General features: G+C 70.1%; 29 protein-coding genes. 18 read left to right on the top strand and 11 right to left on the bottom strand.

What is annotated here, in order from left to right:
• The first annotated feature begins 245 nt into the window (after nt 1-245).
• A complete protein-coding gene (locus E8A49_RS11285) occupies nt 246-722 on the top strand; it encodes a hypothetical protein (protein WP_293380694.1) in 477 nt (158 codons plus the stop codon).
• Between the two features lie 39 nt (nt 723-761).
• On the opposite strand, the gene E8A49_RS11280 is transcribed toward E8A49_RS11285, so the two are convergent.
• A complete protein-coding gene (locus tag E8A49_RS11280) occupies nt 762-2,519 on the bottom strand; it encodes a chloride channel protein (RefSeq protein ID WP_293381037.1) in 1,758 nt (585 codons plus the stop codon).
• 225 nt (nt 2,520-2,744) lie between these two features.
• Here E8A49_RS11280 and E8A49_RS11275 point away from each other — a divergent pair, with 225 nt between their 5' ends.
• Entirely contained in the window at nt 2,745-2,939 is a 195-nt protein-coding gene (locus E8A49_RS11275; protein ID WP_293380691.1) for a hypothetical protein, read from the top strand.
• An 88-nt stretch (nt 2,940-3,027) separates the two neighbouring features.
• Entirely contained in the window at nt 3,028-3,492 is a 465-nt protein-coding gene (locus tag E8A49_RS11270; RefSeq protein WP_293380688.1) for a hypothetical protein, read from the top strand.
• Here E8A49_RS11270 and E8A49_RS11265 read toward each other — a convergent pair.
• Nucleotides 3,489-4,175, bottom strand: a complete 687-nt coding sequence (locus E8A49_RS11265; protein ID WP_293380685.1) for a TetR/AcrR family transcriptional regulator — start codon at nt 4,173-4,175, stop codon at nt 3,489-3,491. The two genes, E8A49_RS11270 and E8A49_RS11265, sit on opposite strands and share 4 nt — an antisense overlap.
• Nucleotides 4,176-4,241: 66 nt before the next feature.
• On the opposite strand from E8A49_RS11265, the gene E8A49_RS11260 reads away from it, so the two are divergent.
• Complete coding sequence (locus E8A49_RS11260; protein ID WP_293380682.1) at nt 4,242-4,766, top strand: hypothetical protein; 525 nt, start codon at nt 4,242-4,244, stop codon at nt 4,764-4,766.
• A 1-nt stretch (nt 4,767) separates the two neighbouring features.
• On the opposite strand, the gene E8A49_RS11255 is transcribed toward E8A49_RS11260, so the two are convergent.
• The gene (locus E8A49_RS11255) at nt 4,768-5,280 is read right to left on the bottom strand and encodes a hypothetical protein (protein WP_293380679.1); all 513 of its coding nucleotides are present in this window, start codon (nt 5,278-5,280) and stop codon (nt 4,768-4,770) included.
• A gap of 171 nt (nt 5,281-5,451) precedes the next feature.
• Between E8A49_RS11255 and E8A49_RS11250 the strand changes: the two genes are divergently transcribed.
• From E8A49_RS11250 to E8A49_RS11220, 7 genes are all read left to right on the top strand, one after another.
• Nucleotides 5,452-5,853 carry a GFA family protein gene (locus E8A49_RS11250; protein ID WP_293380676.1) on the top strand — a complete coding sequence of 134 codons (402 nt, stop codon included), beginning with the start codon at nt 5,452-5,454 and terminating at the stop codon, nt 5,851-5,853.
• 237 nt (nt 5,854-6,090) lie between these two features.
• Nucleotides 6,091-7,773 (top strand): ankyrin repeat domain-containing protein, encoded by a 1,683-nt coding sequence (locus E8A49_RS11245; RefSeq protein WP_293380673.1) that lies wholly within the window; start codon nt 6,091-6,093, stop codon nt 7,771-7,773.
• A complete protein-coding gene (locus E8A49_RS11240) occupies nt 7,763-8,200 on the top strand; it encodes a DUF5990 family protein (protein ID WP_293380670.1) in 438 nt (145 codons plus the stop codon). Before E8A49_RS11245 ends, E8A49_RS11240 begins: the two co-directional genes overlap by 11 nt.
• Before the next feature lie 51 nt (nt 8,201-8,251).
• Nucleotides 8,252-8,650, top strand: coding sequence for a VOC family protein (locus E8A49_RS11235; RefSeq protein ID WP_293380667.1), 399 nt, complete (start codon nt 8,252-8,254; stop codon nt 8,648-8,650).
• A gap of 434 nt (nt 8,651-9,084) precedes the next feature.
• A complete protein-coding gene (locus E8A49_RS11230) occupies nt 9,085-9,393 on the top strand; it encodes a hypothetical protein (protein ID WP_293380664.1) in 309 nt (102 codons plus the stop codon).
• Between the two features lie 106 nt (nt 9,394-9,499).
• Complete coding sequence (locus E8A49_RS11225; protein WP_293380661.1) at nt 9,500-10,228, top strand: SDR family oxidoreductase; 729 nt, start codon at nt 9,500-9,502, stop codon at nt 10,226-10,228.
• 144 nt (nt 10,229-10,372) lie between these two features.
• Nucleotides 10,373-10,990: a YdeI family protein gene (locus E8A49_RS11220; RefSeq protein WP_293380658.1), complete on the top strand. Its 618-nt coding sequence runs from the start codon at nt 10,373-10,375 to the stop codon at nt 10,988-10,990.
• A 55-nt stretch (nt 10,991-11,045) separates the two neighbouring features.
• Here the strand turns inward: E8A49_RS11220 and E8A49_RS11215 are convergent, their stop codons facing one another.
• The 7 genes from E8A49_RS11215 to E8A49_RS11185 all read right to left on the bottom strand — a co-directional run bounded on the left by E8A49_RS11215 (nt 11,046) and on the right by E8A49_RS11185 (nt 18,387).
• Nucleotides 11,046-11,666, bottom strand: a complete 621-nt coding sequence (locus E8A49_RS11215) for an exopolysaccharide biosynthesis protein (RefSeq protein ID WP_293380655.1) — start codon at nt 11,664-11,666, stop codon at nt 11,046-11,048.
• A 39-nt stretch (nt 11,667-11,705) separates the two neighbouring features.
• Entirely contained in the window at nt 11,706-13,187 is a 1,482-nt protein-coding gene (locus tag E8A49_RS11210) for a phospholipase D-like domain-containing protein (protein ID WP_293380652.1), read from the bottom strand.
• Nucleotides 13,188-13,294: 107 nt separating this feature from the next.
• On the bottom strand, nt 13,295-13,990 hold the full coding sequence (locus tag E8A49_RS11205) for a response regulator transcription factor (protein WP_293380649.1): 696 nt from the start codon (nt 13,988-13,990) through the stop codon (nt 13,295-13,297).
• Between the two features lie 15 nt (nt 13,991-14,005).
• Nucleotides 14,006-15,487 carry an ATP-binding protein gene (locus E8A49_RS11200; RefSeq protein WP_293380646.1) on the bottom strand — a complete coding sequence of 494 codons (1,482 nt, stop codon included), beginning with the start codon at nt 15,485-15,487 and terminating at the stop codon, nt 14,006-14,008.
• A gap of 124 nt (nt 15,488-15,611) precedes the next feature.
• Entirely contained in the window at nt 15,612-16,244 is a 633-nt protein-coding gene (locus E8A49_RS11195; protein ID WP_293380643.1) for a glutathione S-transferase family protein, read from the bottom strand.
• A 124-nt stretch (nt 16,245-16,368) separates the two neighbouring features.
• Nucleotides 16,369-17,409, bottom strand: a complete 1,041-nt coding sequence (locus tag E8A49_RS11190; RefSeq protein ID WP_293380640.1) for a hypothetical protein — start codon at nt 17,407-17,409, stop codon at nt 16,369-16,371.
• A 114-nt stretch (nt 17,410-17,523) separates the two neighbouring features.
• Nucleotides 17,524-18,387 (bottom strand): hypothetical protein, encoded by an 864-nt coding sequence (locus E8A49_RS11185; protein WP_366928808.1) that lies wholly within the window; start codon nt 18,385-18,387, stop codon nt 17,524-17,526.
• Nucleotides 18,388-18,853: 466 nt separating this feature from the next.
• On the opposite strand from E8A49_RS11185, the gene E8A49_RS11180 reads away from it, so the two are divergent.
• From E8A49_RS11180 to E8A49_RS11170, 3 genes are all read left to right on the top strand, one after another.
• Nucleotides 18,854-20,449, top strand: coding sequence for an MFS transporter (locus tag E8A49_RS11180; protein WP_293380634.1), 1,596 nt, complete (start codon nt 18,854-18,856; stop codon nt 20,447-20,449).
• 76 nt (nt 20,450-20,525) lie between these two features.
• Nucleotides 20,526-21,869 carry an adenylosuccinate lyase gene (gene purB / locus E8A49_RS11175; protein WP_293380631.1) on the top strand — a complete coding sequence of 448 codons (1,344 nt, stop codon included), beginning with the start codon at nt 20,526-20,528 and terminating at the stop codon, nt 21,867-21,869.
• Nucleotides 21,839-22,195: an MmcQ/YjbR family DNA-binding protein gene (locus E8A49_RS11170; RefSeq protein ID WP_293381034.1), complete on the top strand. Its 357-nt coding sequence runs from the start codon at nt 21,839-21,841 to the stop codon at nt 22,193-22,195. The genes purB and E8A49_RS11170 overlap by 31 nt, the downstream gene beginning before the upstream one ends.
• 4 nt (nt 22,196-22,199) lie before the next feature.
• Here E8A49_RS11170 and E8A49_RS11165 read toward each other — a convergent pair whose 3' ends face one another.
• Entirely contained in the window at nt 22,200-22,523 is a 324-nt protein-coding gene (locus E8A49_RS11165) for a DUF1476 domain-containing protein (RefSeq protein ID WP_293380628.1), read from the bottom strand.
• 234 nt (nt 22,524-22,757) lie between these two features.
• Between E8A49_RS11165 and purC the strand changes: the two genes are divergently transcribed.
• From purC to purQ, 4 genes are read left to right on the top strand one after another with little or no spacing between them, the layout of a single operon-like run.
• Nucleotides 22,758-23,513, top strand: a complete 756-nt coding sequence (gene purC / locus E8A49_RS11160; protein WP_293380625.1) for a phosphoribosylaminoimidazolesuccinocarboxamide synthase — start codon at nt 22,758-22,760, stop codon at nt 23,511-23,513.
• Nucleotides 23,513-23,752 carry a phosphoribosylformylglycinamidine synthase subunit PurS gene (gene purS / locus E8A49_RS11155; protein WP_293380622.1) on the top strand — a complete coding sequence of 80 codons (240 nt, stop codon included), beginning with the start codon at nt 23,513-23,515 and terminating at the stop codon, nt 23,750-23,752. The genes purC and purS overlap by 1 nt, the downstream gene beginning before the upstream one ends.
• An 8-nt stretch (nt 23,753-23,760) precedes the next feature.
• On the top strand, nt 23,761-24,129 hold the full coding sequence (locus tag E8A49_RS11150) for a hypothetical protein (protein WP_293380619.1): 369 nt from the start codon (nt 23,761-23,763) through the stop codon (nt 24,127-24,129).
• Nucleotides 24,130-24,181: 52 nt separating this feature from the next.
• Entirely contained in the window at nt 24,182-24,844 is a 663-nt protein-coding gene (gene purQ / locus E8A49_RS11145) for a phosphoribosylformylglycinamidine synthase subunit PurQ (protein ID WP_293380616.1), read from the top strand.
• Nucleotides 24,845-24,882 lie beyond the last annotated feature (38 nt).

Below are 24,882 nucleotides of genomic sequence, written 5' to 3'. Positions count from 1 at the left end.
GGCCTGCAACGTCGAGCCGGGACCCAGGGCCTGCCGCACAGCCTGGATCCCCTGGGTCCCGGCTTCTCCGCTTCGCTACGGCCGGGATGACGGGCTTTTTGGACGTCCGAGGGCAATCCTATTGAGTACGGACTCTAGCCGCGCCGGTGCGGCCTCGGCCGGCCGGCTATCGCCATGATCCGGCCAAATATATCGTGGCAGGATATATTTGGCGCTGACGCTCGGGAACGCTTCGTGGGGAGGCGGTGGGCCAGCTCTCGCCGAACACCCGTGCCGTCTGCTCCGACAATATCGGCCACGATGGCCTGGCGCCGACGGCGGCGGAGCGCGACGCCGGTCTGGTGGTCTGCGCCTATGTCGACGCCATCGGAAAACTCAACCTGCCGGTCACCTTCCCGTTCGACGAAAACTATCGGCTCGATCGCCTGCGCTACGGGTTCGCCAACGGCCGGCTCGTCCAGATAGCCGCGGAAATCTCGCTCGACGGCTACGACGCCCTGGTGCGCGATTTCACGCAACGCTACGGGCCGTCCGTCCGCCTGGTGCGTGACACGGTGAAGAGCGAAATCGGCGCCCTGCCCCGCGTGACCCAGGCCTGGTCGGCGCCGGAGGGCTCCATCGAAATCGTCGACCCCGTCCTGCCTGAAGATGAGATCGGCGTGCGCTTCGCGGCTGGCCCCCGATCGTCCGCCGCGCCGATCCCGGCGACGGCCCGTCGCTGACGCCGTCCGCCGCTCGCCCGGTGGCGTCGGTGTGCGGCGTCAGGTGGGCGTCCGGTCGCGGCGTGGATAGGTGCTGACCGTCGCGGCGACGGAATCGGCGACGTGCTCCTTGCTGATCAGGCCCACCACGTCGGCGGCGCGCGGCACGCCGCGGCCGCGGATCACCACCGCCATCCCCGCGTCGCGGCGCGCCATACGGCGGATCACGTCGAAGACCACGTCGTCCTCGCTGACCACGGTGAAGTTGCGGCTGGCGACCTCGCCGAGGGTCGCGCCGGTGTGGGAACCTTCCAGGCCGCGCCCCAGGCCGGTGTTCACCCGCAGCACCCCATAGATTCGTCCCTTCTGGCTCACCACCAGGTGGCGCAGCCGCCCGCCGTGCTCCGGGCGGCTGAGGTAGCCGTCGAAGCTCGCATCCGAAGGCAGCACCTCGATATCGGTGTCCATCACCTCGCGCGCGGCGTGCACCAGGAACATGTTGGCGTGGCGCGCCTTGGGGATCGCCCGGCCGCGGCGCACCAGCCTCAGGGTGTAGATGTTCTCCGGGCTGAGCACCCGGCGCACGCCGATGCTCATCGCCACGGCCACGATCATCGGCATGACGATGGAGTAGTCGAGGGTCATCTCGAAGATCATGGTGACCGCGGTCATCACTGCCCCGGTGCCGCCGCCGACCATGGCCCCCATGCCCACCATGGCGAAGGCCGGCACGCTCAGCGGGACCGGCAGACCCGCCCAGTTGAGCAGGGCCGCGAACCCGCCGCCCAGGGTCGCCCCCATGTAGAGCGACGGCGAGAAGATGCCGCCTGACGACCCCGAACCCAGGCTGAGCGACGTCGCCAGCACCTTGCAGAGGAACAACAGGCCCAGCAGCCAGAACGCTGTCGCCTGGTTCGACAGGATCGCCTGCACCGTCGCATAGCCGACCCCGTCGACGTAGTACTGCCCCAGCGTGCGGAACAGCAGGTACATGAGCCCGCCCACCCCCAGCATGCCCAGCATGTGGCGCAGATAGCGTGGCTTGATCCGATCGAAGAGGTCCTCCGCCAGGTGCAGCGAGCGGATGAAGCCGGCCGCGGCGACTCCGGTGATGGCCCCCAGCACCGCGAACATCGCCAGCACCAGGATCGCGCTCGGGTCGACCGCCATGGCCTGCAGCGGCGGCACCAGGAACGCTGGCGCATCGCCGAAGAACCAGCGCCCCACGAAGGTCGCCGCGCCTGTGGAGATCGCCACCGGCAGGAAGGTCTCGACGCTGACCTCCGGCATCATCAGCTCGATGGCGAACATGACCCCGCCGATCGGGGTGTTGAAGGTCGACGCGATGCCCGCGCCCGCGCCCGCGGCCACCAGGGCGATCCGCTGGCCGGCAGGCATCCGCACGATCTGTCCCAGCGTCGAGCCCAGAGCCGAGCCGATCTGGATGATCGGTCCCTCGCGGCCCACCGACGAGCCGCTGCCGATGGCCAGCGCCGAAGCCAGCGACTTCACCAGCGCCACGACCGGCCGGATCACCCCGCCGCGGTAGTAGATGGCTTCCATGACTTCCGGCACGCCGTGGCCTTTGGCCTCCGGCGCGAAGTTGCTGACCAGGAAGGTGACGCCCACCGCGCCCACCACCGGGACCAGGATCACCAGCGCGCCCCACGGCGTCGGGGCTGTGAACACATTGGCGTCGTAGTGCAGCGCCAGATGGCCGGTGAAGAACAGGTTGTGGATCAATCCGATCAGGTCGCGGAACAGCACCGCGCCGAAGCCGGTGACGATCCCCAGCGCCAGGGCCAGCAGCGAGATCACGGGCAAGGCCAGGCGCTGCCGTTCCTCAGCCTCCAGGCTGGTTTCCTTTGGGCGTCTGGCGGGGCGGCGTCCGCCGGAGCGAACCGAGGTCTGGGTCATGTTTTTGTGGCGGCCGGTCTTGAGGATTCGGATTGGAACGGCGCATTTATATCATCTAGTGATATGTTCTAGATCAAATCGAGATACCGCCGGGCTTCGCGGCGGCGTCTCCCAATGGAGTGCTTGATGCTGTTCAGTGACGACCGCCGCCGCCAACTCTTGGCGAGCCTGCTCGAACTGCGGGCCTCCAGGCTGGCCGACAACGCTCAGATTCAACGGGGGTTGATCGCCGTTCTCGAAGTCTTGCTGGACGACACGGGAGACCGCGCGGCGGTGGCCGACCCGGAGTTCCTGTTGCGAGGCGCCGACCTTGGACGATAGACGACGAAACCCGACGGACAGGCCACGGACGAACTTCCGCCGTGATCTTCATCAAGGTCAACGGCAAAGCTTGGGGAGCAAACAAGGAATGCAAAAGCACCGCATCGTTCTGTGGGCCGCCTGCGCCGTCGCGGGCCTAACGACGCCGCTCGCGGCGCCATTGGCGGCTATGGGCGCGCCGGCCGCGAAGTCCGGCGACGACGCCGAATACGGCCGCGACCTGATCTCGGTCTCGGCGGCCAACCGCCACGCCCAGTTCCCCACCGCGACCTGCACGGTCTGGGTGAACGCCGAGGGCCTGGGCGTCGGCCCCGATGTGCTCGGCGGCTATCACGGCCTGACCATGACGCTGAACCCGCACCCGCTGCCGGGCGAGGTCGCCACCCCCTTCGCCGCCGGCCTGGCCGACATGAAGGCGCACTTCCCCAAGGCGCCGCCCTGGATGGTCGCCGCGGTCGAGAAGAGCCAGCCGGCCATCGAGGCCGCCTGCGCCCAGGACCACTTGACGCCCTTCAAGATCCGCGCCCTGACCAAGCAGGACCGCGGCGGCTAGACCCGCTCTCCGTCCGCTGCGGATCGGCGCCCGTAGGCCGCCAGGAAGACGCCGACGCTTTGCGCCAGGTGCTGCTGCTGCTCGGCCGCCGAGAGATGCACCGAGCCGAAGAACATCGCTCGGTTGACCGGATCGCCCATCACCAGCCAGTTGAACTGGGTGGCGGCGACCATCGGGTCGTCCAGCGTCAGGAACCCGCGGTCGCTCCAGCGCCGCAGGGCCGCCGCCAGGCCGGCGATGGCCCGCCCGGGTCCGCCCTCGTAGAGCGCGCGGCCCAGTTCCGGAAAACGGTCCGTCTCCGAGATCACCAGGCGCCGCAACCGCAGCAGCTTCGGGACCAGGACAACGTTCAACAGCCGCTCGCCATGGCCCATGAGCGCCCCCGCGACCTCGGCCTCGGTCTCCGGGTCCCGCATCTCGACCTGGACGCGGTCCGACCCCTCGCCGGTCATGGCCCGCACGACGGCGACGAAGAGCGCCGCCTTGCTCTCGAACTGCTTGTAGACCGTCTGCTTCGAGACCGCGGCGCGGACCGCCACCTCCTCGACGCTCGCGCCGACGAAGCCGCGGTCCAGGAACAGGGCCTCCGCCGCCTGCAGGATCGCGCGCCGCTTCCGCGCCGTCCGGCCAGCGGGCTCGCCGGCATCCCCGTCGTGGGTCGTGGCCACCGTGGACCGTTCCATTCGAACCTCCCGGTTGACTCTCAGTACTGGACGGTCGAGTTCTAAATCAGACCTCGGGGAAAGCCAATGGCGTACGCGCATCCCTCCAACGCGGCCGTCTGCCGGTGCGGCCAGACGGCCATCGACCTCGCCGGCGCGCCGATCCAGAGCGTGACTTGCTATTGCGAGAGCTGCCGGACCGCGGGCCACGCCTTCGAACACGACCTGGGCGCCCCGCGGACCGTCCATGCCGATGGCGGCGTGGACTACTGCCTCTACCGGAAGGACCGGGTGAGGATCGCCCACGGCGCCCAAAACCTGCGGGACTATCGCCTGAAGCCGGACTCGCCGACGCGCCGCGTGGTGGCCGGCTGCTGCGGGTCGCCGATGTTCCTGGACTTCGCCCCCGGCCATTGGCTGACGGTCTTCCGCGACCGCCTGTCGGGGCCGGCGCCCGAGCCCAGGATGCGCATCATGACCAAGGACAGGCCCGAAGGCGTGGCGCTCTCCTACGCCATCCCCGCCTATGGGGCGCAGCCGCCGGGTCTGATGTTCAAGCTGCTCTGGGCCTGGGCGGCCATGGGCTTCCGCCGTCCGAAGATCGCCTGGTGATCTAGCGCGGCGCGGCCCGCTGCGCCGGAATGTCGAAGAACCCCACGATGCCCTTGATATGGCCCGCCGCGTCGTAGGTGATGGCGTCGAAACCGTGCATCATCAGCGCGCCCTTGGGATCCATCATCGACCACTTGGCCAGGCCATGGTCGGCCCAGAGCAGCAGGTCGTCGAGCTTCAGGGTGACGCCCGGGCTCTGATGCTGGAAGCCCGCGATCATGGCGTTGACGCCGGCGACGCCCTCCGCGCGGACCGAGGCGTCCTGATAGGTCATGCCGGCCGCCAGGCTGTCGGTCAGGCGTTGCAGGCGCAGGCCGTCGGACGGCGAGGCCCAGGCGTCCGTATAGGCCTGGAACGCCGCCTGGTGCTGCGCCCGCTCAGTTGCGGAGAGCGGCGCCGGGGCCTTGGACGGGGCCTGATCCGCCGCCCAGGCCGACCCGCCAGCCGACAGGCCGAGGCTGAGCGCCGCCAGGGCCGCGGCGTGGTGACGTCGAGGTGTCGAGGGCTGGTTCATGGTCTCCTCACGGCGTCGGGCTGCGGACGGCTGACCCGCGCGCCGGGGGCGGCATGACGATCCATGGGCGCCCCCGCGTCCTTCGCGGCGGCCACGCTACTGAATTCGGCGCCAACGCCCAACCGATGTTTCGCGGTTGTCCTCGCCCGCGATCTCCGGAAACTAGGCGCCATGACCGCTCGAACAGCCTCGTGTAGCTGCGGACAGCTTCGCCTCACCTGCGAGGGCGAGCCCGTCCGCGTCTCCATCTGCCATTGCCTCGAATGCCAGAAACGCACCGGCGGCGTCTTCGGGACGCAGGCGCGCTTTCCGCGCGAGGCTGTGACGATCGAGGGCCGCGCTGCGACCTGGACCCGGGCGGGCGACAGCGGCCAGTCCGCCACCTTCAACTTCTGTCCGGTATGCGCCTCGACGGTCTACTGGGAGCCCGCCGTCTTGCCCGGCTTCGTGACCGTCGCGGTGGGCGCCTTCGCCGATCCGGGCTTCCCGCCGCCGCGTGTCTCCGTCTACGAAGAGCGCCGCCACCCCTGGGCGCTCGCCCTGGCGGAGCTGCCGCTGGAGCATGAGGTCTAGGCCCCTTTTTCCCGCGCCTCCGCCCGGCGGTCGGCGCCGGGTTTCCAGCGGGACCGGAGCCCCTGGCCGCGATTGACAACGCCGCCGGACTTTCGCATTCCTTGCGGCAGCGCGCCTCTGGAGCGCCGCCTGTCCGCGGCAAGGGAGCCGGCTCCCATCCAGCCTCACCTCTATCTTACGAAACCTTCTTCCGGCCTTTCGTAAGCGGACGTCTGGCGATGGGAAGGAAGGTTCTCAATGCGCCGCAAACTCACGGCCAGAACACGTCTCGACACCCTCAGGAAAGACGCCAAGCGCTGGCTGAAATCGCTGCGCGCCGGCGACCCCGCCGCGCGTAGCCGGCTCGACGCCGCCTGGCCCAAGGCGCCGGCGGCGCCCGCCCTGCGCGACCTTCAGCACGCGCTCGCCGTGGAATACGGCCAGCCGAGCTGGATCGCCCTCAAGGCCGCCCTCGACGACCTGGCGCTCGACCGCAAGACCCATGCGGAGCGGGTGGACCAGCTCCTGCGCCATGGCTGGGACGGCGACCTCTCCGCCGCGCGCCGGATCCTGGCGCGCTACCCCCAGATCGCCACGGACAGCCTGTTCACGGCGGCGGCCTGCGGCGATCTCGGCGAGGTCGAACGGCGGCTCGCGGCCGACCCGCAAGCGGCCCTGCGGACCGGCGGGCCGCGCGCCTGGACCGCGCTCGCCTACGTGACCTACAGCCGGCTCGACGAGGTCAACGCGCTCGCCATCGCCCGGCGCCTGCTGGACGCCGGCGCCGATCCGAACTTCGCCTTCGACGACGGCTGGGGCATCCCGTTCAAGGTCCTGACCGGCGCGGTTCGGCTGGGCGAAGGCGCAAGGCCCAGCCACGCCCAGGCCACGGAACTGGTGGAGCTGCTGATCTCGGCCGGTGCGGACCCGTTCGACATCCAGACGCTCTACAACGTCTCCATCGTCGGCGAGCCGCTGGTCGAACCGCTCTACTGGTACGATCTGCTTTGGCGTCACTGCGAGGCCAGCGGCCAGCTCGGCCGGTGGCGCACCGACGGCGAGGCCAGCCTCGGGCACGGCTTCGGCCTGTCGACCCTCGACTACCTCCTGGGCAATGCGGTGGGGCAGGACGAGCGCGTCCGCGCGGAGTGGCTGCTCGACCGCGGCGCGGACCCGAACACCCACCACGCCTATGCCAAACAGCCCCTGCACGCGGTGGCCCAGCTCTCCGGCTTCCTGGACCTCCAGGGGCTGCTCGAGCGGCGCGGCGCGCGGCCGGTGGAACTGACCGGGGCCGAGGCCTTCCAGGCGGCGTGCCGGCGCCATGACGCGCCCGCCGTTCGGGCGCTGGCGGCCGCCGACCCCGCGCTCCTGCGTCATCCGGCGCCGCTGCTGGCCGCGGCCATGTTCGGCGACGCGGAGTCGGTCGGCCTCTTGCTGGAGCTCGGCGCCGATGCGCACGGCCTCGACGACGATGGGATCAGCCCGCTGCACCGGGCGGTGCAGTCGGGCTCGCCGGCGGCCGTGGACCGGCTGCTGGACGCCGGCGCAGACCCCAACCTCCGGGACCGGAAATGGCGGGGCACGGCCTTGAGCTGGGCCGTGGCGCTGGGCCGCCCGCAGCTCTTCGAGCGCCTGCTCCCAATCAGCCGCGACGTGCGCGCCCTCGCCCGGCTGGCGGCCTTCGAGCGGCTCGAGGCCGTCCTGAAGGCCGAACCCGCCCTCGCCAACCAGCGGCTGGCGGAGGACGACTCCCCGACGCCGCTCTATTGTTTGCCCGACGACGAGGACGCCGCCGCCGAGGTCGCGCGCCGGCTGATCGCCCACGGGGCCGACCCCACGGTCCGCGACGCGAACGGCCGCACCCCCGCCGACGCCGCCCGCGCCCGCGGTCTGGACGAGGCGGCCGAGCTGATGGAGGGTCCCCGCCATGCCGTCTGAGCGCTTCGACCTGCCGCTCCGCATCGTGGTCGCCGACCCCCTGCCCGGGCTCGCCATCGCCCTGCAGCGGGGCAAGGCCGCCAAGGCCGCGCTCGCCCCACCCGCAAGCCGGTCGGCGCAGGCGGTCGCCTTCGATCTGGAGGTGACGGTGGACGGCCGCTTGCCGGACGGGCGGCCCCGGCTGCTGGGCGCCTATGTCCAAGGTCCGCCAGAGGCGCGGTTCGCCTATCTGTCGGTGGGCCGCTATGCCGGCCAGGCGGATTCCGAGTGGGCCGGCCGGGTCAAGGTCCCGCTGGGCGGCATCGGTTTGGAGGCGATCGCGGCGCTCGCGCCCGGCGCACGGCTGGTGGCGCACATCGCCGGCCGCTCGCCCAGGGGCGGCCCGGCGCTGGCGTCCGTGCAGCTCCTGCCGCCCGGCTGGACCTAACGGGCGCCCGACACGGTTCAAACCATTTCAGCAATGCCTGGGAGAGACGTCATGGCGGATCAGATGCCCCTCGGCCCGATCGGCAACATCTTCTATTTCGTCGAGCGGTTCGACGAAGCGGTGAAGTGGTATTCGGACCGCCTGGGCCGCGAGCCGGTGATCGCGGGCGGCGCGCTGGCCGCCTTCGACATCGACGGAACCCGTCTCACCATCCACAAGATCGATGAGCTGAACGACAAGGGACCCTCTGGGGTCGCCGCCTATTGGACGGTGCCCGACGTCGACCAGGTGGTCGCCGAATGGACCAAGCACGGCGCCGTCGCCCATCGCGGCCCCAAGACCGTCTTCACCCACGAGCGCCTTTGTCAGCTGCTCGACCCGTTCGGCAACCTGTTCGGCGTCCGCCAGCCGGCGCCCTACGCCGGCGAGCCGCCGGAGCCCGTCACTTGAACTCAGCCCATCGCCTCGAGGGTGGAAGGCGGCCCGGCTAGGGGCCTCAATTTTGACAAGCGAAGCCGAAGATTTGGCGGCGCTTGAACTGCCGTCAGGGCTGGCAAATGGGCTCCCAACCGCGGACCGTCGGCGCCAGCGGTCGCGGGTTGGCGATCAGCATAGCCCTTGTCGCCCACGCCCTGTTTCTCGCGCTTCTCCTGTGGAAGCTGGGAGACACGCGACGTCTGGCCGAGGCGCCGAGCATCAACCTGCTGCTCACGCCGCGCCCGCATCATCGGCCGACAGCTCCCGAGCCCAGTCTCGCCAAAGACCGATCCACCGGAGCGGCCCACGTCAAGGCCGACCGCCCGATCCCGCATCCGTCTACGGCCCCGGCGCCGGCCGAAGCCCTCCCAGCCCAGGACACCCCACACGAAGATGAGCGAAGCGGCGTGCGCGCCACACTGCGCGGCCTCCTTGGCTGCCAGCATGCCGCGCTGCTGGCCCTGACCCCGGACGAGCGCAGGAAATGCGAGGAGCAGGCCGCCGCCGGGACGATCCCCGGCCGGGCTGCGCCAGGGCCGAAGCTGAACTTCGATCTCCACGGCGTCTTCACCGCCGCCCCTGAGCCCTACTTGCAGCGAAAGCCGACCAACGGCTGCAAGGCGCGCGCCGCCGGCGACGCAGCGCCAGGACCGGGAGGGCGTTACGGAGGCGCCGTCGGCGCTGAGCTGGGCGTCGGCTGCGCCGTACCCTTTTGAAGTTCCGCCGCTCCCCGGGGGGTAGCGCCTATACCGGTATAGGCTCCCGCCTTTTTCCGGCTCGCCGCGACGACTACCTCTTCCTGAACGCATAGGGAGTCGGACCATGGCGAAGCTGGACGGTGCAAAGGTGGTGGTGATCGGCGGCGCTTCGGGCGTCGGCTTCGCCGTGGCCGCCGCGGCGATGGAGGCCGGCGCCGAGGTGTTCGTCGGCTCCAGCCAGGCCCCGCGGATCGAGGCGGCGGCCGAAAAGCTCGGCCAGATCGCCAACGGGAAGGGCGCCAAGGGGCGAACCGTCGACGTGAAGGACGAGGCCTCGGTCGCCGGCTTCTTCGAGGCGGCGGGCCCGTTCGACCATCTGGTCTTCACCGCCGGCGACTGGGGCCACATGTTCGGCCCGACCCGCGATCTCGACGTCGAGGCCAGCAAGGCCCGCATGGAGGTGCGGTTCTGGGGCGCGGCCCGGGCCGCGAAGCACGCGACCCGCCAGATCGCCAAGGACGGCTCTATCACTCTGACCGGCGGTATGCTGGCGCACCGGCCCATGCCGGGCATGCCCCTGGTCACAGCCTCGGCCAACACGACGGAAGGGCTGGCTCTGGGCCTCGCCCGCGACCTGGCGCCTATCCGGGTCAACGCCGTCTGCCTGGGCCTGATCATCAGCGAGCAGGTGCAGACCATGGGCGAGGCCACGATCAAGGGCTTCACCGCCAACCTGCCGCTGCCGCGCGGCGGCACCGTCGAGGAGGCGGCCGAAGCCTACCTCTACCTCATGCGCGCCACCTATGTGACCGGCCAGGTCGTGCGGGTCGACGGCGGCGGCAGCCTGGTTTGAGCCGCGGAGGCGGAACCTTCGAAGGCCGGAAAGGGTGAGACGGTCAACCCCGCTCCGCCGGCGAGCTGACCGCTGAACATCGGCTATGGGTGCGTGGCTGTATGATTCGGCGCCTTGACGCGCCTTACCGATGGGATCTCAACAATGTCGGACGGAGCCGGCATGCCTCGAGATGAGCTTCCTCTTCTGACTTTCGCCGACGCGGATTCGCTGCGGCGCTGGCTGGAGGAGCAGGGGGAGACATCTCCCGGAGCCTGGCTTCGGTTCGCCAAAGAGGGCGCGCCGGAGCCGACCGTCAGCAAGTCGGACGCAATAGATTGCGCGCTGGCATATGGCTGGGTGGACGGCCAACTCGGCGGCCTGGATGCCCACTATTTCAAAACCCGTTTCTCGCCGCGGCGGCCCAAAAGCGCCTGGTCCCAGATCAATTGCCAGAAAGTCGAACAACTGGAGCAGGCCGGTCGCCTGCATCCTCGGGGGCGCGCGCAAGTCGACCAGGCAAAGGCGGATGGACGCTGGGCGGCGGCTTACGCCGGCCAGAGCAAGGCCGCGCCGGATGCCGATTTGGAGGCTGCACTCGACGCCGAACCCGCGGCGCGGGCGCTGTTCGATGCGCTGGACTCGGCCAACCGCTACGCGATCCTCTATCGGGCGCACCAAGCAAGAACCCCGGAGAAGCGAGCCGCCAAGATCGCCGAGCTGGTGGACATGTTGAGCCGAGGCGACACGATCCACCCTCGCCGAGCAAAGCGGTCTTCGTAGGCGGAGCCCCGATGTCTCAGATGGGTCGGGATCGGACGCCGCGCCGCCGCCGGAGTCAGAGCATCCGCTCCACGTGATGGACGATCGCCATGACGCCGTGCGCGCCCAGGTAGATGATCACACCCTGCACGCCGACGAAGCCGTAGCCGGCCAGCACCATCAGCCCGTCGCGCCGCGTCAGGCCCAGGGCGAACATCCCGAGCGCGAGCGCCGGGAACAGGTTGGCGAAGGGGATGGGCAGGACGAGCACCAGGGCCAGCACGGTGCAGACGACGCCAACCAGCCGGGTCCCGGCGCCGCCGCTGAGCGGGCGCAGGCGCGCATGCCCGAGCGCTTCGAGACGCTCCAGCAAGGGCAGGATGCGTTTAATGATCTTGGCGAGCGGCTTGTGGTCCAGGGTGCGCGCCGCGAGCCATTTCGGCAGCCAGAGCTTGCTTCGGCCGAGGGCGATCTGCGGCGCCACGACCAGCAGCGGCAGGGCCAGCACCATCGAAGCGCCTGGCGGCAGGGGCACGAGCACGGGCAGCGTCAGGACGAACAGCACGGGCCCCAGCCCGTTCGTTCCCTCGAACCGCTTGACGATCTCGCCGACGCTGAGCCGCGCCTTCCGGCTGCGCATCAGGACGCCCAGGCCGCCGGACAGGGATTGCGCGGAACGCGTGCGGGGAACGGCCATCCAGTCGGTCCTAGGTCCTGACGAGCCGGGAGCGGACGGTCATTTCACCGCGTCGCGGCCCCGCCGCTCGGCGCTCTGCGACATGGCCTTGCGCCGCCATGGCCGCCAGCTGTCGGCGGACGAGAACGGGTCGCCCAGGTGATAGGTCGCGATGACCGCCGCGGCGCCTTCGACCGGCGGCCGCTCGATGGGCCGCAGCCGGGCGTAGCCGGCCAGGCGCAGGGCTTCCAGGCCGGCCCCGACGCCCCCTGCCCTCTGGATCGACCGCGCCACGGTCTCGTCGTCGCAGCCCAGCCAGTGCGCGAGCAGGCGCGTGCGCAGGCGGGCGATCTCGGCGCGGGCGCCGGCGCCGCCTCGGCCGGCCGCCTCGAAGCTCAGGTCGCACTCGGTGTCGAACCCCATGGATCGGTTGTTGATGTTGGCCGAGCCGATGCGCAGCAGCCGGTCGTCGATGATCGAAAGCTTGGCGTGGACGATGATGATCCGGCCAAGCGTCGTGACCGGGCTGTAGGCCTGGAAGCGGCCGTGCTTGTCGGCCCGCTTTAGCTTCTCGATGAAGCGAACCCGCGTGCGGTCCATCGTCGCCTGGTCGAAGAAGCTCGGCGAATGCTCGGTGCCGATCAGCACGACCTCGGGCCCGTCCGGCTCGCTCAGGCGCTGCGCCAGCGCCGCGGCGATCAGCGGCGAGGTGAAGTACTGGTTCTCCATGTAGATGCAGCGCTGGGCCGCGGCGATGGAGGCCAGGTGCAGCCGCTCGACCTCGCGGACCTCCGGGTGGCCTTTCCAGGCGCCGTGCGTGCGCGAAAGCCCGACCTCCACGCCCTGGAATTGCGGCGTCACCCGGCTGGGCCACGCCGGCCGCGTCTTCGGCGGCGCCGGCAGCGTCTCGCCGGTGCAGCGGGCCCAGCGTTCGCGGAACAGCACGCCCAGCGCCTCCGCCGGCGCGCCCTCGACGAGGCCCATCACCTCGTGGCGGCTGTCGAAGTCCTTCTCCGAATTGCCGTGGGCGTGCTTCGTCTTCTCGCGCCGGGGATCGTCGTCCAGGTGCCGGTCGGTGTCCCATCGGTCGGGCCCGATGTCGCCGCCGCCGCAGAAGGCGATGGCGTCGTCGATGACGATCGCCTTCTGGTGGTGCGAGGCGCCCATCGGCAGCTTGCCGTCGAGCACGAACTTGACCTGGCTGCCGGCGAAGACCTTGCGGTCCGCCAGCGGGAACCAGTTCTGCGTCGCGGCCACCGGCAGGGCCGACTGCCAGCAGAGGATGCGGACGTCGAGGCCGGGGTTGTCCTTCGACAAGCGCTTCAGGAAGTTCGCGATGCGGTCGTCTTCAGGCCCCGTGCAGCCGGGCTGCGGGTGGAACAAAGTCTGCGGCTCGAAGGCCCAGTTGAGCAGGTGGACGGTGTGTTTGGCCTTGCGCATGGCGGCCATGGCGACGTCGAAATAGTCCGCCATGTCGATGATCAGCGCCGCGCGCGCGCTCGTCTCGCGCCGCCAGCAGGTCGATCCCGGTTCCAGCAACACGCCGCAGCCTCCTACCCAATCCCGGGTAAGCCGCCACAGCCAAGGTCGTTCCAACCCGCCGGCGGTTTCTCAGCGGAGCGCTGTCAACGCGGGTGACGCAGCCGGCCCTACTCCTCGCACTGCAGGCGGTAGCCGATGCCGGGCTCAGTGACGAGTAGCTCGGGGCTCGACGGGTCGGCTTCCAGCTTCTGGCGAAGCTGGGCCATCAGCACACGGACGAACTGGGCGTCGGCGTTGGTGTCGGAGCCCCAGACGGCGGTGATGATCTGCTTGTGGGTCACCACCTGGCCCGCGTGACCGGCCAGGATGCGCAGCAGCTGATATTCGCGCGGGGTCAGCCGCACCTCCTCGCCCTGGATCATCACCCGCCGCGCCGGGAAATTGATTTCCAGCCCGCCGAACTGGAAGCGCGGCTGGGCGGTGAAGCGTCGCTCGCGCCCGCGCATCACCGCGCGGATGCGGGCAAGCAGCTCGCCCACGCCCACCGGCTTGTTGACGAAGTCGTCGGCGCCCAGGTCCAACGCAGCGATCTTTTCAGTCTCCAGATCCCGGGCCGAGAGGACGATGATCGGGGCGTCCGACCACTCTCGGATGCGCTGGATCACCTCCTTGCCGTCCATGTCCGGCAGGCCGAGATCGAGGATCACCACCTCGCTGGGCTCGCTTGCCAGCTGGCCCAGGGCGCCCTCGCCGTTCTCCGCCGCGGTGACCGTGAAGCCGGCCGCCGCCAGGGCGGGCGTCAGCGCGCGCACGATCTGCGGCTCATCGTCGACGATCAGCAGCCGGCCCAGGTTGGCGTTCATTCTCTTAGCGCTCCGTCAGACTCTCGCCGCTGGCAGGGCCAGCGAAATCACCAGGCCGCCGGGCGGGACGGGGCGCACGACCGCGCCCGCCTCCCCGCCCATCCCCTGCATCACCCCGCGCACGATGGAGAGCCCCAGGCCCGTCCCCGGCAGCCGCTTGGCCGCCGCCCCGCGGTAGAACTTGTCGAACAGTTTCGGCAGCTCGGCCTCCGGCACGCCGGGCCCCTCGTCGGCCACCTCGACCACCACCTGGCCGCCGCGCGGGAAGCTGGTCAGCGAGATCCTGCCGCCGTCGGGGCTGTAGCGGATGGCGTTCTCCAGCACATTGGCCAGCGCCACCTCGAACAGCACCGGGTCGCCCTGGGCGATCTCGGCGCCCTCGCCCAGCACGCAGGCGATCTTGCGCTTGCCGCGCAGCCGCTCGAAGCGCCGGCGCGTGCGGTCGACCACCTCGGCCAGGTCGAAGGCCGCGCTGGTCGGGTCCAGCGCCCCGCCCTCCAGCCGCGTCATGTTGAGCAGGTTGGTGACGAAGGCGTTCAGCCGCTCGGCCTCCTCCTGGATGGTGGCCGTCAGGTCGTGGCGGGTCTTGGCGTCGAACTGGTCGCCGAACTCCTGCAGCGAGGTGGCCGACGCCAGCACTGCCGCGAGCGGCGTGCGCAGGTCGTGGCTGATGGAGGACAACAGCGCGTTGCGCAGGTCCTCGGTGCGCGCGCGGGCCTCGGCGTCGGCCTTGGCGACCGTCAGCCCCGCCCGCGCGGTGGCGGCGGCCCCGGCGTCGGCCAGGATCTGCAAGAGGTTCTCTTCTTCTTCGCTCAGCGCCGGCTCGGTGCGCCAGCCGGCCACCGCCCCGCCGGTCAGCACCCGCACCCGCCAGCCCGCCGCCTCCACCGTGCGCGCCAGGCCGTCTTCCGCCAGCATCAGGGCCCTGGCCGCGCTCAGCACCATCGGCGTCGGCGCCTCGCCCCCCGCCGAGCACAGGACACCCCGGTCCAGCACGAAGGCCTGGCCGCGGGCGGCGGCGGCCAGGTGCTCGGCCAGCCGGGCGCGGATGAAACTCGCGTCGTCCGAGGCCGAGAACTCCCGCGTCCCCTCGAACAGCACCGCCGTCGCCAGCGCCCGGGCCTCGGCGCGCTTCGCTTCGTCGCGCACGCGGCCCGTCAGGTTGCCCATGAGCAGGGCCACCGTCGGGAAGGTCAGCAGCACCAGAACGTCCTCCGGCCGGTACGAGGCCAGGCTGAAGTGGGTGTTGGCGACATAGAAGTTGTAGATCAGGAACGAGCTCGCCGCGGCCACGTATCCGGGCCCCGAGCCCACCAGGTACGACGTCACCAGCACGCCCACCAGGTAGACGCCGGCCACCCGGTTGGAGTTGGTCAGCCAGTCCAGCAGCGTCGCCGTGGCCGTCGCCAGCGCCACCATCCCCACCGCCACGGCATAGCGGCCGGGCGTGCTCAGCCGGCTGATCCAGGAGGGCTGCGAGGGGGAGCGGCGGGACAAGGTCGGGACGGCTCGCGGGGGTGCGGCGGCTCACGGCCGCGGGCGTCCCCGACAGTGCCCCAAAGCCCGCCGCAACGCCAACTATGCGGGCCTTATGGCGAAGCTATGCCGCAGGCTTACGCCCTCAGCCGACCCCGGCCAGCCAGGCCTGGAACTCCGGCCGGTCCAGCAGCCGCTCGGCGTAGCGCGCCGCGGCGCCGGAACGGTCGCCGAAGTCCGACAGCTTCACCCCATAGCTCTTGAAGCGGGTCGCCACCGGGGTGAAGAAGGCGTCGGCGACGCCCCAGTCCTCGCCGACCAGCCATGGGCCGCCGAACTTGGTCATCAGCCCGGTCCACAGCTTGACGATGCGGCGGATGTCCTTGTGCGTCGCCTCCGACAGGGTCGCGGCGCGCGGCCACATGGTCAGGTCCATCGGGCATTCGCCGCGCAGGGAGGCGAAGCCGGAGTGCATCTCCGCCGCCGCCGACCGCGCATAGGCCCGCATCCGCGCGTCCCGTGGCCACAGCCCCATGTCCGGGAACCGCTCGGCCAGGTACTCGCAGATCGCCAGCGAGTCGGAGATCACCACGTCGCCGTCCTTCAGCACCGGCACCAGTCCGGTCGCCGAATGCTTCAGGATCGCCGCCTCCGAGGCCCCGTCGGCCTGCCGAAGCGGGATCAGCGTCTCGTGGAACACCACGCCGGTCCGCTTCAAGACCAGCCACGGCCGCATCGACCACGTCGACCACGCCTTGGTCCCGATGACCAGTTCCATAGGGGCTCCTTCCGCTCAGCCGCCAAGGCGATAGCGCGCCAGGGCGGCTGTTCTCAACGGCATAAATGCCGGACCTTTGCTAAGCAGCCGTTAGGGGCCGGCCGCAACCCGCGTAGCGACGGCCCTAAGGCTGCGCCCCAACCTTCGGCGGTTCGGCCTTCGCCGCCTTCTCCGTCGCCCGCGCCCCAGCCAGGATGTCGGGGAAGGCGTAGTTGCCCTCGTGGCAGGCGAACTCGTAGATCGGCCCCTTGGCGGCGTTCAGCATGGTCTCCGCGCGCCAGGGCCATTTGTAGACCTCGGGGTCCTCGACGGTGAACTCGTAGTGGATCTGGGTCGGCGAGATGCGGGTCAGCCGCTCGGTCACCTTCGCCGCTGGACTCAGATAGAAGACGCCGCCCGGCAGGAAGCGCGGGCCGTCGTGCGGGTTCTGGTCCACCGTCTCGATCACCAGGGTTTCGCCCTCCCACCAGCCGACGCTGTCGCCCATCCACGGATGGGTCCCCACCGCGGGGTGGCGCGCGCCCATGTGGACGATGCGCAGGTCGTGCATGGTCTCCGACAGGATGGCGATCTCGCCCCGTGTCTGGAGGATCTGGTAGTTGGCGTTCTGGGTGGAATTGAGCATCGGCGGGCCGGTGGTGCCGCCGGACGCCGTCAGGCAGCGCTCGTCCGGCATCCGGGATTCCGGATTGGCGAAGTCGTGCTGGTCGGCCTCGTCGGCGGCGTCGGCCAGCTTCCGCCCCGCCGGCGTATAGGGCAGCTTGCCGTCCGCCGGGTCGACGATCAGCGAGGTGCGCGCCTGGCCATAGATGCGCAGGAAGTCGACGTTGCGGTCCGGGAACTCGCTGGTCGCCTGGCCCACGTCGTCGGGGTCGGGGTCGGCGTCGCCGGGCTTCGGCGGGGGTTTCGGCGGCGCGTCGGGGTCGGGCGGCGGCTTGCGGCCGTCGATCAGGGCGTCGCGCCGCGCCAGCGCCCAGGCCACCTGCGCCTCCGTGGCGATCAGCGTCTTGTAGCGCTTGGGCCGCTCCAGCAGCGTGTAGGAGAGGTTGCTCCAGATCCCCTCGAAGTCCGGCGTCCCCTCCGCCGTGCGCGGCGCGTGGTAGGGCGCCGCCGCCGCGGTAGGTCCGCCGCCCCCCGCCGCCGCCAGCGATAGGCTCAGAATCACGAATAGCGCCGTTCGCCCAACCATGGCCCGAGAAGGCGAGGCTTCCGCCGCGACCGTCAACCGCTTTCGCCCAGGCCGCTAACCCCGGCGCGCCTGCCCTAGCCGGGCTCGGCCTCAAGCCCAATAGTCGTCCCACCCGTCGTCCGCCTCGCCCTCCGGCCCGTCCCGCTCGACCTCCACCGCCCCGCCGCGCGCCGCCCAGGTCGCGTCCGGCCCCCGGGTCGAGGCCGGCTCGCGCACCGCCGCAGGCGGCGGCAGCCGCTCGCCGCCGCGCCCGCCGCGCTCCCCCGCCGGGATCATCGAATAGAGGTGCTGCGCCGGCTCGGCGCTCCAGCGCCCCTCCCCGTCCGGCCCGTCACCCCCGCCAGGCCCACACGTCACGAACTTCTTGGCGTAGACGTGCAGCACCGAGTGCCCGCCGCCGTCCGCCCCGCCCACCTCGCGCGGCCGCATCGGCCCGTACTTCCGCGGCGCCAGCTTGGCCGCGTACCAGCGCAGGTGCTCCAGCTTCACCTTGGTCGCGAACGCCGTCTCCGGCGTCACCGCGCAGGCGTCCTCCCAGCCGTCCTCGGCGATGGTCAGCCCCTGGATGTCCCGCGCCATGGCCACCGCCTGGCGAAACGCCGGCACGTCGCGCAGCCACCGGTAGAAAGTCGAATAGCCCGGCATCTCCGGATCGCGCATCACCGTCTTGACCAGCTCCCCTGCGCACAGCCGCGCGCAGATCGCCTCCGCCACCTCCGGATCGTAGGACGACCGCGCCCCGCCCCGCAGATTGAGCCCCGCCGCCTCCCGAGCTTCCCGAAGCGCCCGCCCGAACGACCCCCGCTGCGCCGCCCACCGCTGCACCACCCGAGGCGACGGCATCCCCGCCTCCGCGCAAACCTCGCGCAGAGCCTTCCCCTCCCGGGTCCCCGCCAGCACCCTCGCCCCCAGCTCGTCCGACCACGGCGTCTGCTGAGACCGCGGAACCCCCATCCCAAACCTCCATGAATGATCTACCTCCCCTGCGCGGCGGGGAGGGGGACCGTCCGCCAAAGAGCGGACGGTGGAGGGGGCAAACCCCAGACACCGAGCCAAAAATCCTCCCCCCTCAAGGGGGACGAAGCCGCGGAGGGGGTCACCCCGGCAAGACACGCCCAAAAGGCCCCTCACCCGCGCCAAAGGCGCAATCAGACGGCTACTCGAACCCTAGCCGAAATCGCGCAGAATTGCAAGAACAAATCAAGAACACGAATATCGCCCCGCCTGGATTCAACGCTAACGACGAATCAGGCATGTGGCCGGACTTCCTAAAGGCGCGACGCGTGTCTGCCATCATGCCAGAAACACCGTGGAACCTAAGAAGCTTCAAGTCCCCTACCGCCTCTCCCAAAACCCGCTAACCTCCGCCCAAACACCGCCGCCCGCCTCGCGGGCGGCGAGTATAGATATCGGGGGAAGCATGACCACGACCACCACCGGGCCCGCCCCGGGCCCTGCCTCTGCGTCCGCCGCGCCGGTCTACAGCGCCAATTACAAGCGGCTGGTGCTGATCCTGTTGGTGACGGCCTACACCTTCAACTTCATCGACCGGACGATCATCGCGACGCTCGGGCAGCCGATCAAAGACTCGCTGCACATCACCGACACCCAGCTGGGGGCGCTGGGCGGGCTCTATTTCGCGCTGCTCTACACGTTCCTGGGCATCCCCATCGCGCGGTGGGCGGAGCGGGCGAGCCGGGTCAACATCATCACCGCGGCCATCGTCATCTGGTCGGGATTCACCGCGCTTTGCGGCACGGCGGCCAACTTCGCGACGCTGGCGGCCTACCGCTTCGGGGTGGGGGTCGGCGAAGCCGGGCTGTCGCCGCCGGCGCACTCGCTGATCAGCGACTACTATGAGCCGAAGCAGCGGGCCTCGGCGCTCAGCGTCTACTCCTTCGGCATCCCGCTCGGCACCATGCTGGGGGCGATCCTGGGCGGCCAGATCGCCCAGGCGTTCGGCTGGCGCATGGCCTTCACCGTGGTGGGCCTGCCGGGCCTCCTGATCGCCGTGGCGCTGAAGGCGCTGGTGAAGGAGCCGCCGCGCGGGCACTCCGAGCCGTTTTCGCCCCCGCTGGGGGAGATGTCGCAAAGCGACAGAGGGGGGCTGGCCGCAGGCCAGGGGCCGCATCCGACGGTGGCGGAGGACGTGAGCGCCGAGGTCCCTGGCGCGCCGCCGGTCAGCTTCGGCGAGGAGTTCCGCCAGATGGGGGCGGTGATCCGCACCCTGTTCGGCAAGTGGCCGGTGCTCAACATGGTGCTGGGCGTGACCCTGGTGTCGTTCGGCGGCTATGGCGGCGGCCAGTTCGCGCCGCCCTATTTCCTGCGCGCCTTCCACCTGAACTACGCCCAGGTGGGGCTGATCATCGGCCTGGTGGCGGGCTTTTCCCAGGGCATCGGCACCCTGATCGGCGGGCCGATCACCGACCGGATGTCGAAGCTGGGCGCGCGCTGGTACTCCCTCGTGCCCGCCATCGGGGTGACGCTGGCCTATCCGTTCATCGTCGGCATCTATACCGCCGGCACCTGGCAGGCGGCGGCGACCTTCATGCTGTTCCCCGGGATCCTCTCTTACGTCTATCTCGGCCCGACCTTCGGGGTGGTGCAGAACATGGCGCCGACCCACCAGCGGGCGACGGCGGCGGCGATCCTGTTCTTCTTCCTGAACCTGGTGGCGCTGGGCGGCGGGCCCTTGTTCACCGGCTGGCTGATCGACCATTTCTCGGCCTTCCATTATGCGCACGCCGGCGCGAACACCGTGTGGGACGCGGTCTCGGGATTCGCGGGCTCGCATCCGGCGGACTTTCAGGCGGCCTGCCCGGGGGGCAAGGCGGCGGCGGGGGCGGACGCGGCGGCCAAGGCGGCCTGCTCCGGCGCGCTGGTGCTTGGCACCCGCCACGGGGTGATCGTGGCCTACGCCTTCGGCCTCTGGGGCGCGCTCCACTACCTCATCGGCTCGTTCGGCATCGGCAAGGCCATGGCCGAGGCCCGCGCGGCCCGGGGCGAGGCGGACTGAAAGCGGGGCGGACTGAGGGGGCGAAGGCGACTGAAAATTTGACTTCCGGCGGGGGGCGGCCACATACCCTGACGACATGATCCCCCGCTACGCCCGCAAGGAAGCCGCCGACATCTGGAGCCCGCAGACCCGGTTCCAGATCATGTTCGAGATCGAGGCCTACGCGGCCGACGCCATGGCCGAGCTGGGGGTGATCCCCAAGGAGGCCGCCCGGGTCATCTGGGAGAAGGGCCGCGACGCCCTCTGGGACGCCGAGCGCATCGACGAGATCGAGCGCGAGGTGAAGCACGACGTCATCGCCTTCCTGACGCACGTCACCGAGGTGGTGGGCCCGGAGGCGCGGTTCCTGCACCAGGGCATGACCTCCTCGGACGTCAACGACACGGCGCTGGCGGTGCAGCTTTCCCGCGCCACCGACATCCTGATGGACGACGTCGACCTCGTCCTGGCCGCCCTGAAGCGCCGCGCCTTCGAGCACCGCTTCACGCCCACCGTCGGCCGCAGCCATGGCATCCACGCCGAGCCCACCACCTTCGGCTTGAAGCTCGCCGGCCACTACGCCGAGTTCGTGCGCGCCAAGGAACGCCTGGCGATGGCCAAGTTCGAGATCGCGACCTGCGCGATTTCCGGCGCGGTCGGCACCTTCGCCAACGTCGCCCCCGAGGTGGAAGCCTATGTGGCCGACAAGCTGGGCCTCGCGGTCGAGCCGGTCTCGACCCAGGTGATCCCGCGCGACCGCCACGCGGCCTATTTCGCCGCCCTGGGCGTCGTCGCCTCCTCCGTCGAGCGGCTGGCCGTGGAGATCCGCCACCTGCAGCGCACCGAGGTGCTGGAGGCCGAGGAGCCCTTCGACCCGGGCCAGAAGGGTTCGAGCGCAATGCCGCATAAGCGCAACCCGATCCTCACCGAGAACCTCACCGGCCTTGCCCGGCTGGTGCGCTCGGCTGTCGTGCCGGCCATGGAGAACGTGGCGCTGTGGCACGAGCGCGACATCAGCCACTCCTCCGTCGAGCGCGGCATCGCGCCGGACGCCACCGTGCACCTGGACTTCGCGCTCCGCCGCCTGGCCAGCGTGATGGAGCGGCTGGTGATCTATCCGGAGAACATGCTGAAGAACCTCGACCGCCTGGGCGGCCTGGTGCATTCGCAGCGCGTGCTGCTCGCGCTCACCCAGAAGGGCGTGGCCCGCGAGGTGGCCTATGCGGCCGTGCAGCGGAACGCCATGCGGGTCTGGCGCGGCGAAGGGAATTTCCTGGATTTCCTGAAGGCCGACCCCGCGGTCACCCTCTCGGACGCCGAACTCGCCGAGCTGTTCGACAACGCCTACCACTTCAAGAACGTCGACCGCGTCTTCGCCCGCGTGTTCGGGGAGCAGGAGGAGGCGAAGGCATCGCGACTGTCGACGATCTCCGCCGCCTGAGCCTCGCCCTGCCGGGCGCCCATGAGGTGACCTACAAGGGCGACCCCTGGTTCAACGTGGGCAAGAAAACCTTCGCCCTGCACTTGCTGGGACGCGGCCGGGCGATCCTGAAGCTCGACAAGGGCCACCAGGAGCTGCTGTTCGAGATTCGCCCCGAGACCTTCCAGAAGTGCAAGGTCGCCACCGCCTACTGGAGCTACGTGGACCTGGGCGGGCTCGATGAGGCCGAGCTCGCCGACCTAGTGCTGGAGGCGTGGACCGGCATCGTGCCCAAGAAGATCAGCCGCCCGGTGCTAGAAGCGGCGAAGGCCGCAGCCCGGCCTTGAGCGGCTACTTGCCCTCGCGCACGCTCTCGCGGGCCTGGGCCAGCAGTTCGGCCATCTTCATGCGGACTTCGCCCTCGGAGACCTGGACCCCTGCGCCCTTCAGGTCCTCGAAGACCTTGCGCAGCACATCGTCCTCGCCAGGCTGTTCCAGGTCGGACTTGACCACCGCCTGGGCGTATTCGGCCACATGGCCGCCTTCCAGGCCCATCAGCCCAGCAGCCCATTCGCCCAGCGCGCGGTTGCGCCGGGCGGCGGCCTTGAACTCCTGCTCTTGATCGAGCGCGAAACGCTTCTCGAAGCCACGTTCACGGTCGTCAAAGGTGGTCATGGGGTCCTTGGGAAAAAGCTGTACGACGGGCGATCACATATCCCGCCCGGTCGGGCGCCGCAATCGAAAGGCGGGAACGCCGGGAGGTTTGCGCCGGCCTCCCGCATCCGCTAATTTTACGCCGCCTCATATGAAGCGAGACGCCGAGTCGAATCCGCGCGCGAGGGACTTGGACCGCGCGCGTTTTTCATTATTTCGACCGGCTGAGCCCTCGCTGACGGAGAAGGCGCGACGATGACCCGCCGCAAGAAGATCTACGAGGGCAAGGCCAAGATCCTCTATGAAGGACCCGAGCCTGGCACCCTAATCCAGTACTTCAAGGATGACACCACCGCCTTCGACGCCACCAAGAAGGCGGTGCTCGAGGGCAAGGGCGTCATCAACAACCGGATCAGCGAGCACATCATGACCAAGCTCGCCTCGATCGGGGTGCAGAACCACTTCATCCGCCGCCTGAACCTGCGCGAACAGCTGATCCGCGAGGTCGAGATCGTCCCCCTTGAGGTGATTTGTCGCAACGTGGCGGCGGGCTCGCTGTCGACCCGCCTGGGGCTGCCGGAAGGCCAGGCCCTGCCGCGCTCGATCATCGAGTTCTGCCTGAAGGACGACAAGCTGCACGACCCGCTGGTGTCGGAAGAGCACATCACCGCCTTCAACTGGGCCTCGACCCAGGAGATCGACGACATCATGGCGCTGACCCTGCGCGTGAACGACTTCCTGACCGGCATGTTCGGCGCGGTCGGCATCACCCTGGTGGACTTCAAGGTGGAGTTCGGGCGGGTCTGGGAGAACGACTTCTCCCGCATCATCCTGGCCGACGAGATCAGCCCGGATTCCTGCCGCCTCTGGGACAGCGCCACCAACGAGAAGCTGGACAAGGACCGCTTCCGCCGCGACCTGGGCAATGTGATCGAGAGCTACACCGAGGTGGCCCGCCGCCTCGGCATCATGAAGGAGATGCCCACCGTGATCCAAGGCGGCCTGCACTGATGAAGGCCATTGTGCATGTGTTCCTGAAGCCCGGCGTCCTGGACGTGCAGGGCAAGGCGGTCGAGCAGGCCCTCCACGGCCTGGGCTGGGGCGGCGTCAGCGGCGTGCGCGTCGGCCGCACCATCGAGTTCGACCTGGCCGGCGCGGACGCGGCCGCCGCCGAGGCCGAGGTCAAGGCGATGTGCGACAAGCTGCTCGCCAACACGGTCATCGAAAGCTACCGCGTGGAGGTGGCGTGAGGGGCGCCTTGGCCCTCACCCTCCTGATCGCACCCCCGCTCTGCGCCTGCACGCCACAGGAGACCGCCCAGCCGGACCCGGCCATCGGCCTCGACTGCGCCCTGCCCTTCGACGCCCAGGCCACGAAGATCACCGTCCAGGCGGGCCTCGTTCCCGCGCCGCACGATCCGCTGGAGCCCTACAAGTTCTATTCGACCCCCCACGGGCGGGTGTCCTACCTGATCACCGAGCCTGGGGCGCCCGGCCATCCGGCGATCGCCATGGAGGTGGCGAGCCAGGGTAAGGTCGACATCTCCGGCTGCCCCTACGGCGACCCGAAGGGCTATGCGAAGATCATGGCCTATCTGGAGAGCCTGAAGACGGTGACCCATCGATGAGCGGCGCCCGCCTCGCCCAGTTCAATCCCGCCCGCCCGTCAAGGAGCCTGCCATGAAAGCCGCCGTCATCGTCTTCCCCGGCTCCAACTGCGACCGCGACTGCAAGGTGGCCATCGAGCGCTCCACCGGGGCGCATGTGGACATGGTCTGGCACGGCGACACGGCGCTGCCGGACGGCGTCGACCTGATCGTCCTGCCGGGCGGCTTCTCCTACGGCGACTACCTGCGCTGCGGAGCCATGGCGGCCCTGTCGCCGGTGATGGGCGAGGTCCGGGCCGCCGCCGAGCGGGGCGTGGCGACGGTGGGCATCTGCAACGGCTTCCAGATCCTCTGCGAGGCCGGGATGCTGCCCGGCGCCCTCCTGCGCAACGAGAAGCTGAAGTACGTCTGCAAGCAGGTGGATCTGGAGGTGACCAACGCCCAGACCCGCTTCACCGCGGGCTACGCCGGCCGCCGCCAGGTGACCCTGACCGTCGGCAACGGCGAGGGCAATTTCTTCGCCGACGAGCCGACCCTCGAACGGCTGGAAGGCGAAGGCCAGATCGTGTTCCGCTACCTCGACAACCCCAACGGCTCGTCGCGCGGCGTGGCCGGCATCGTCAATGCGAAGGGCAATGTGCTGGGCGTGATGCCGCACCCGGACCGCGCCTTCGAGCCCGAACTGGGCTCGGCGGACGGCGCGATCCTGTTCCAGAGCGCGCTTGCCAGCGCCTGAGATCCCGGGGGCTTCCCAACCCCGCGCCATCGGCTACG

Source organism: Phenylobacterium sp. (assembly GCF_004799515.1).
In the GTDB taxonomy this organism is placed as follows: Bacteria; Pseudomonadota; Alphaproteobacteria; order Caulobacterales; family Caulobacteraceae; genus Phenylobacterium.
Note: the sequence above shows the minus strand (reverse complement) of the source record. Positions and strands in the feature narration are given on the sequence as shown.

What these genes read in the sequence shown, in the direction of transcription:
- E8A49_RS11275 (WP_293380691.1), top strand. Translation starts at nt 2,745, where the DNA reads ATGCTGTTCAGTGACGACCGCCGCCGCCAACTCTTGGCGAGCCTGCTC.
- E8A49_RS11270 (WP_293380688.1), top strand. Translation starts at nt 3,028, where the DNA reads ATGCAAAAGCACCGCATCGTTCTGTGGGCCGCCTGCGCCGTCGCGGGC.
- E8A49_RS11265 (WP_293380685.1), bottom strand. Translation starts at nt 4,175, where the DNA reads ATGGAACGGTCCACGGTGGCCACGACCCACGACGGGGATGCCGGCGAG.
- E8A49_RS11260 (WP_293380682.1), top strand. Translation starts at nt 4,242, where the DNA reads ATGGCGTACGCGCATCCCTCCAACGCGGCCGTCTGCCGGTGCGGCCAG.
- E8A49_RS11255 (WP_293380679.1), bottom strand. Translation starts at nt 5,280, where the DNA reads ATGAACCAGCCCTCGACACCTCGACGTCACCACGCCGCGGCCCTGGCG.
- E8A49_RS11250 (WP_293380676.1), top strand. Translation starts at nt 5,452, where the DNA reads ATGACCGCTCGAACAGCCTCGTGTAGCTGCGGACAGCTTCGCCTCACC.
- E8A49_RS11245 (WP_293380673.1), top strand. Translation starts at nt 6,091, where the DNA reads ATGCGCCGCAAACTCACGGCCAGAACACGTCTCGACACCCTCAGGAAA.
- E8A49_RS11240 (WP_293380670.1), top strand. Translation starts at nt 7,763, where the DNA reads ATGCCGTCTGAGCGCTTCGACCTGCCGCTCCGCATCGTGGTCGCCGAC.
- E8A49_RS11235 (WP_293380667.1), top strand. Translation starts at nt 8,252, where the DNA reads ATGGCGGATCAGATGCCCCTCGGCCCGATCGGCAACATCTTCTATTTC.
- E8A49_RS11225 (WP_293380661.1), top strand. Translation starts at nt 9,500, where the DNA reads ATGGCGAAGCTGGACGGTGCAAAGGTGGTGGTGATCGGCGGCGCTTCG.
- E8A49_RS11220 (WP_293380658.1), top strand. Translation starts at nt 10,373, where the DNA reads ATGTCGGACGGAGCCGGCATGCCTCGAGATGAGCTTCCTCTTCTGACT.
- E8A49_RS11215 (WP_293380655.1), bottom strand. Translation starts at nt 11,666, where the DNA reads ATGGCCGTTCCCCGCACGCGTTCCGCGCAATCCCTGTCCGGCGGCCTG.
- E8A49_RS11205 (WP_293380649.1), bottom strand. Translation starts at nt 13,990, where the DNA reads ATGAACGCCAACCTGGGCCGGCTGCTGATCGTCGACGATGAGCCGCAG.
- E8A49_RS11195 (WP_293380643.1), bottom strand. Translation starts at nt 16,244, where the DNA reads ATGGAACTGGTCATCGGGACCAAGGCGTGGTCGACGTGGTCGATGCGG.
- E8A49_RS11185 (WP_366928808.1), bottom strand. Translation starts at nt 18,387, where the DNA reads ATGGGGGTTCCGCGGTCTCAGCAGACGCCGTGGTCGGACGAGCTGGGG.
- E8A49_RS11180 (WP_293380634.1), top strand. Translation starts at nt 18,854, where the DNA reads ATGACCACGACCACCACCGGGCCCGCCCCGGGCCCTGCCTCTGCGTCC.
- purB (WP_293380631.1), top strand. Translation starts at nt 20,526, where the DNA reads ATGATCCCCCGCTACGCCCGCAAGGAAGCCGCCGACATCTGGAGCCCG.
- E8A49_RS11165 (WP_293380628.1), bottom strand. Translation starts at nt 22,523, where the DNA reads ATGACCACCTTTGACGACCGTGAACGTGGCTTCGAGAAGCGTTTCGCG.
- purC (WP_293380625.1), top strand. Translation starts at nt 22,758, where the DNA reads ATGACCCGCCGCAAGAAGATCTACGAGGGCAAGGCCAAGATCCTCTAT.
- purS (WP_293380622.1), top strand. Translation starts at nt 23,513, where the DNA reads ATGAAGGCCATTGTGCATGTGTTCCTGAAGCCCGGCGTCCTGGACGTG.
- purQ (WP_293380616.1), top strand. Translation starts at nt 24,182, where the DNA reads ATGAAAGCCGCCGTCATCGTCTTCCCCGGCTCCAACTGCGACCGCGAC.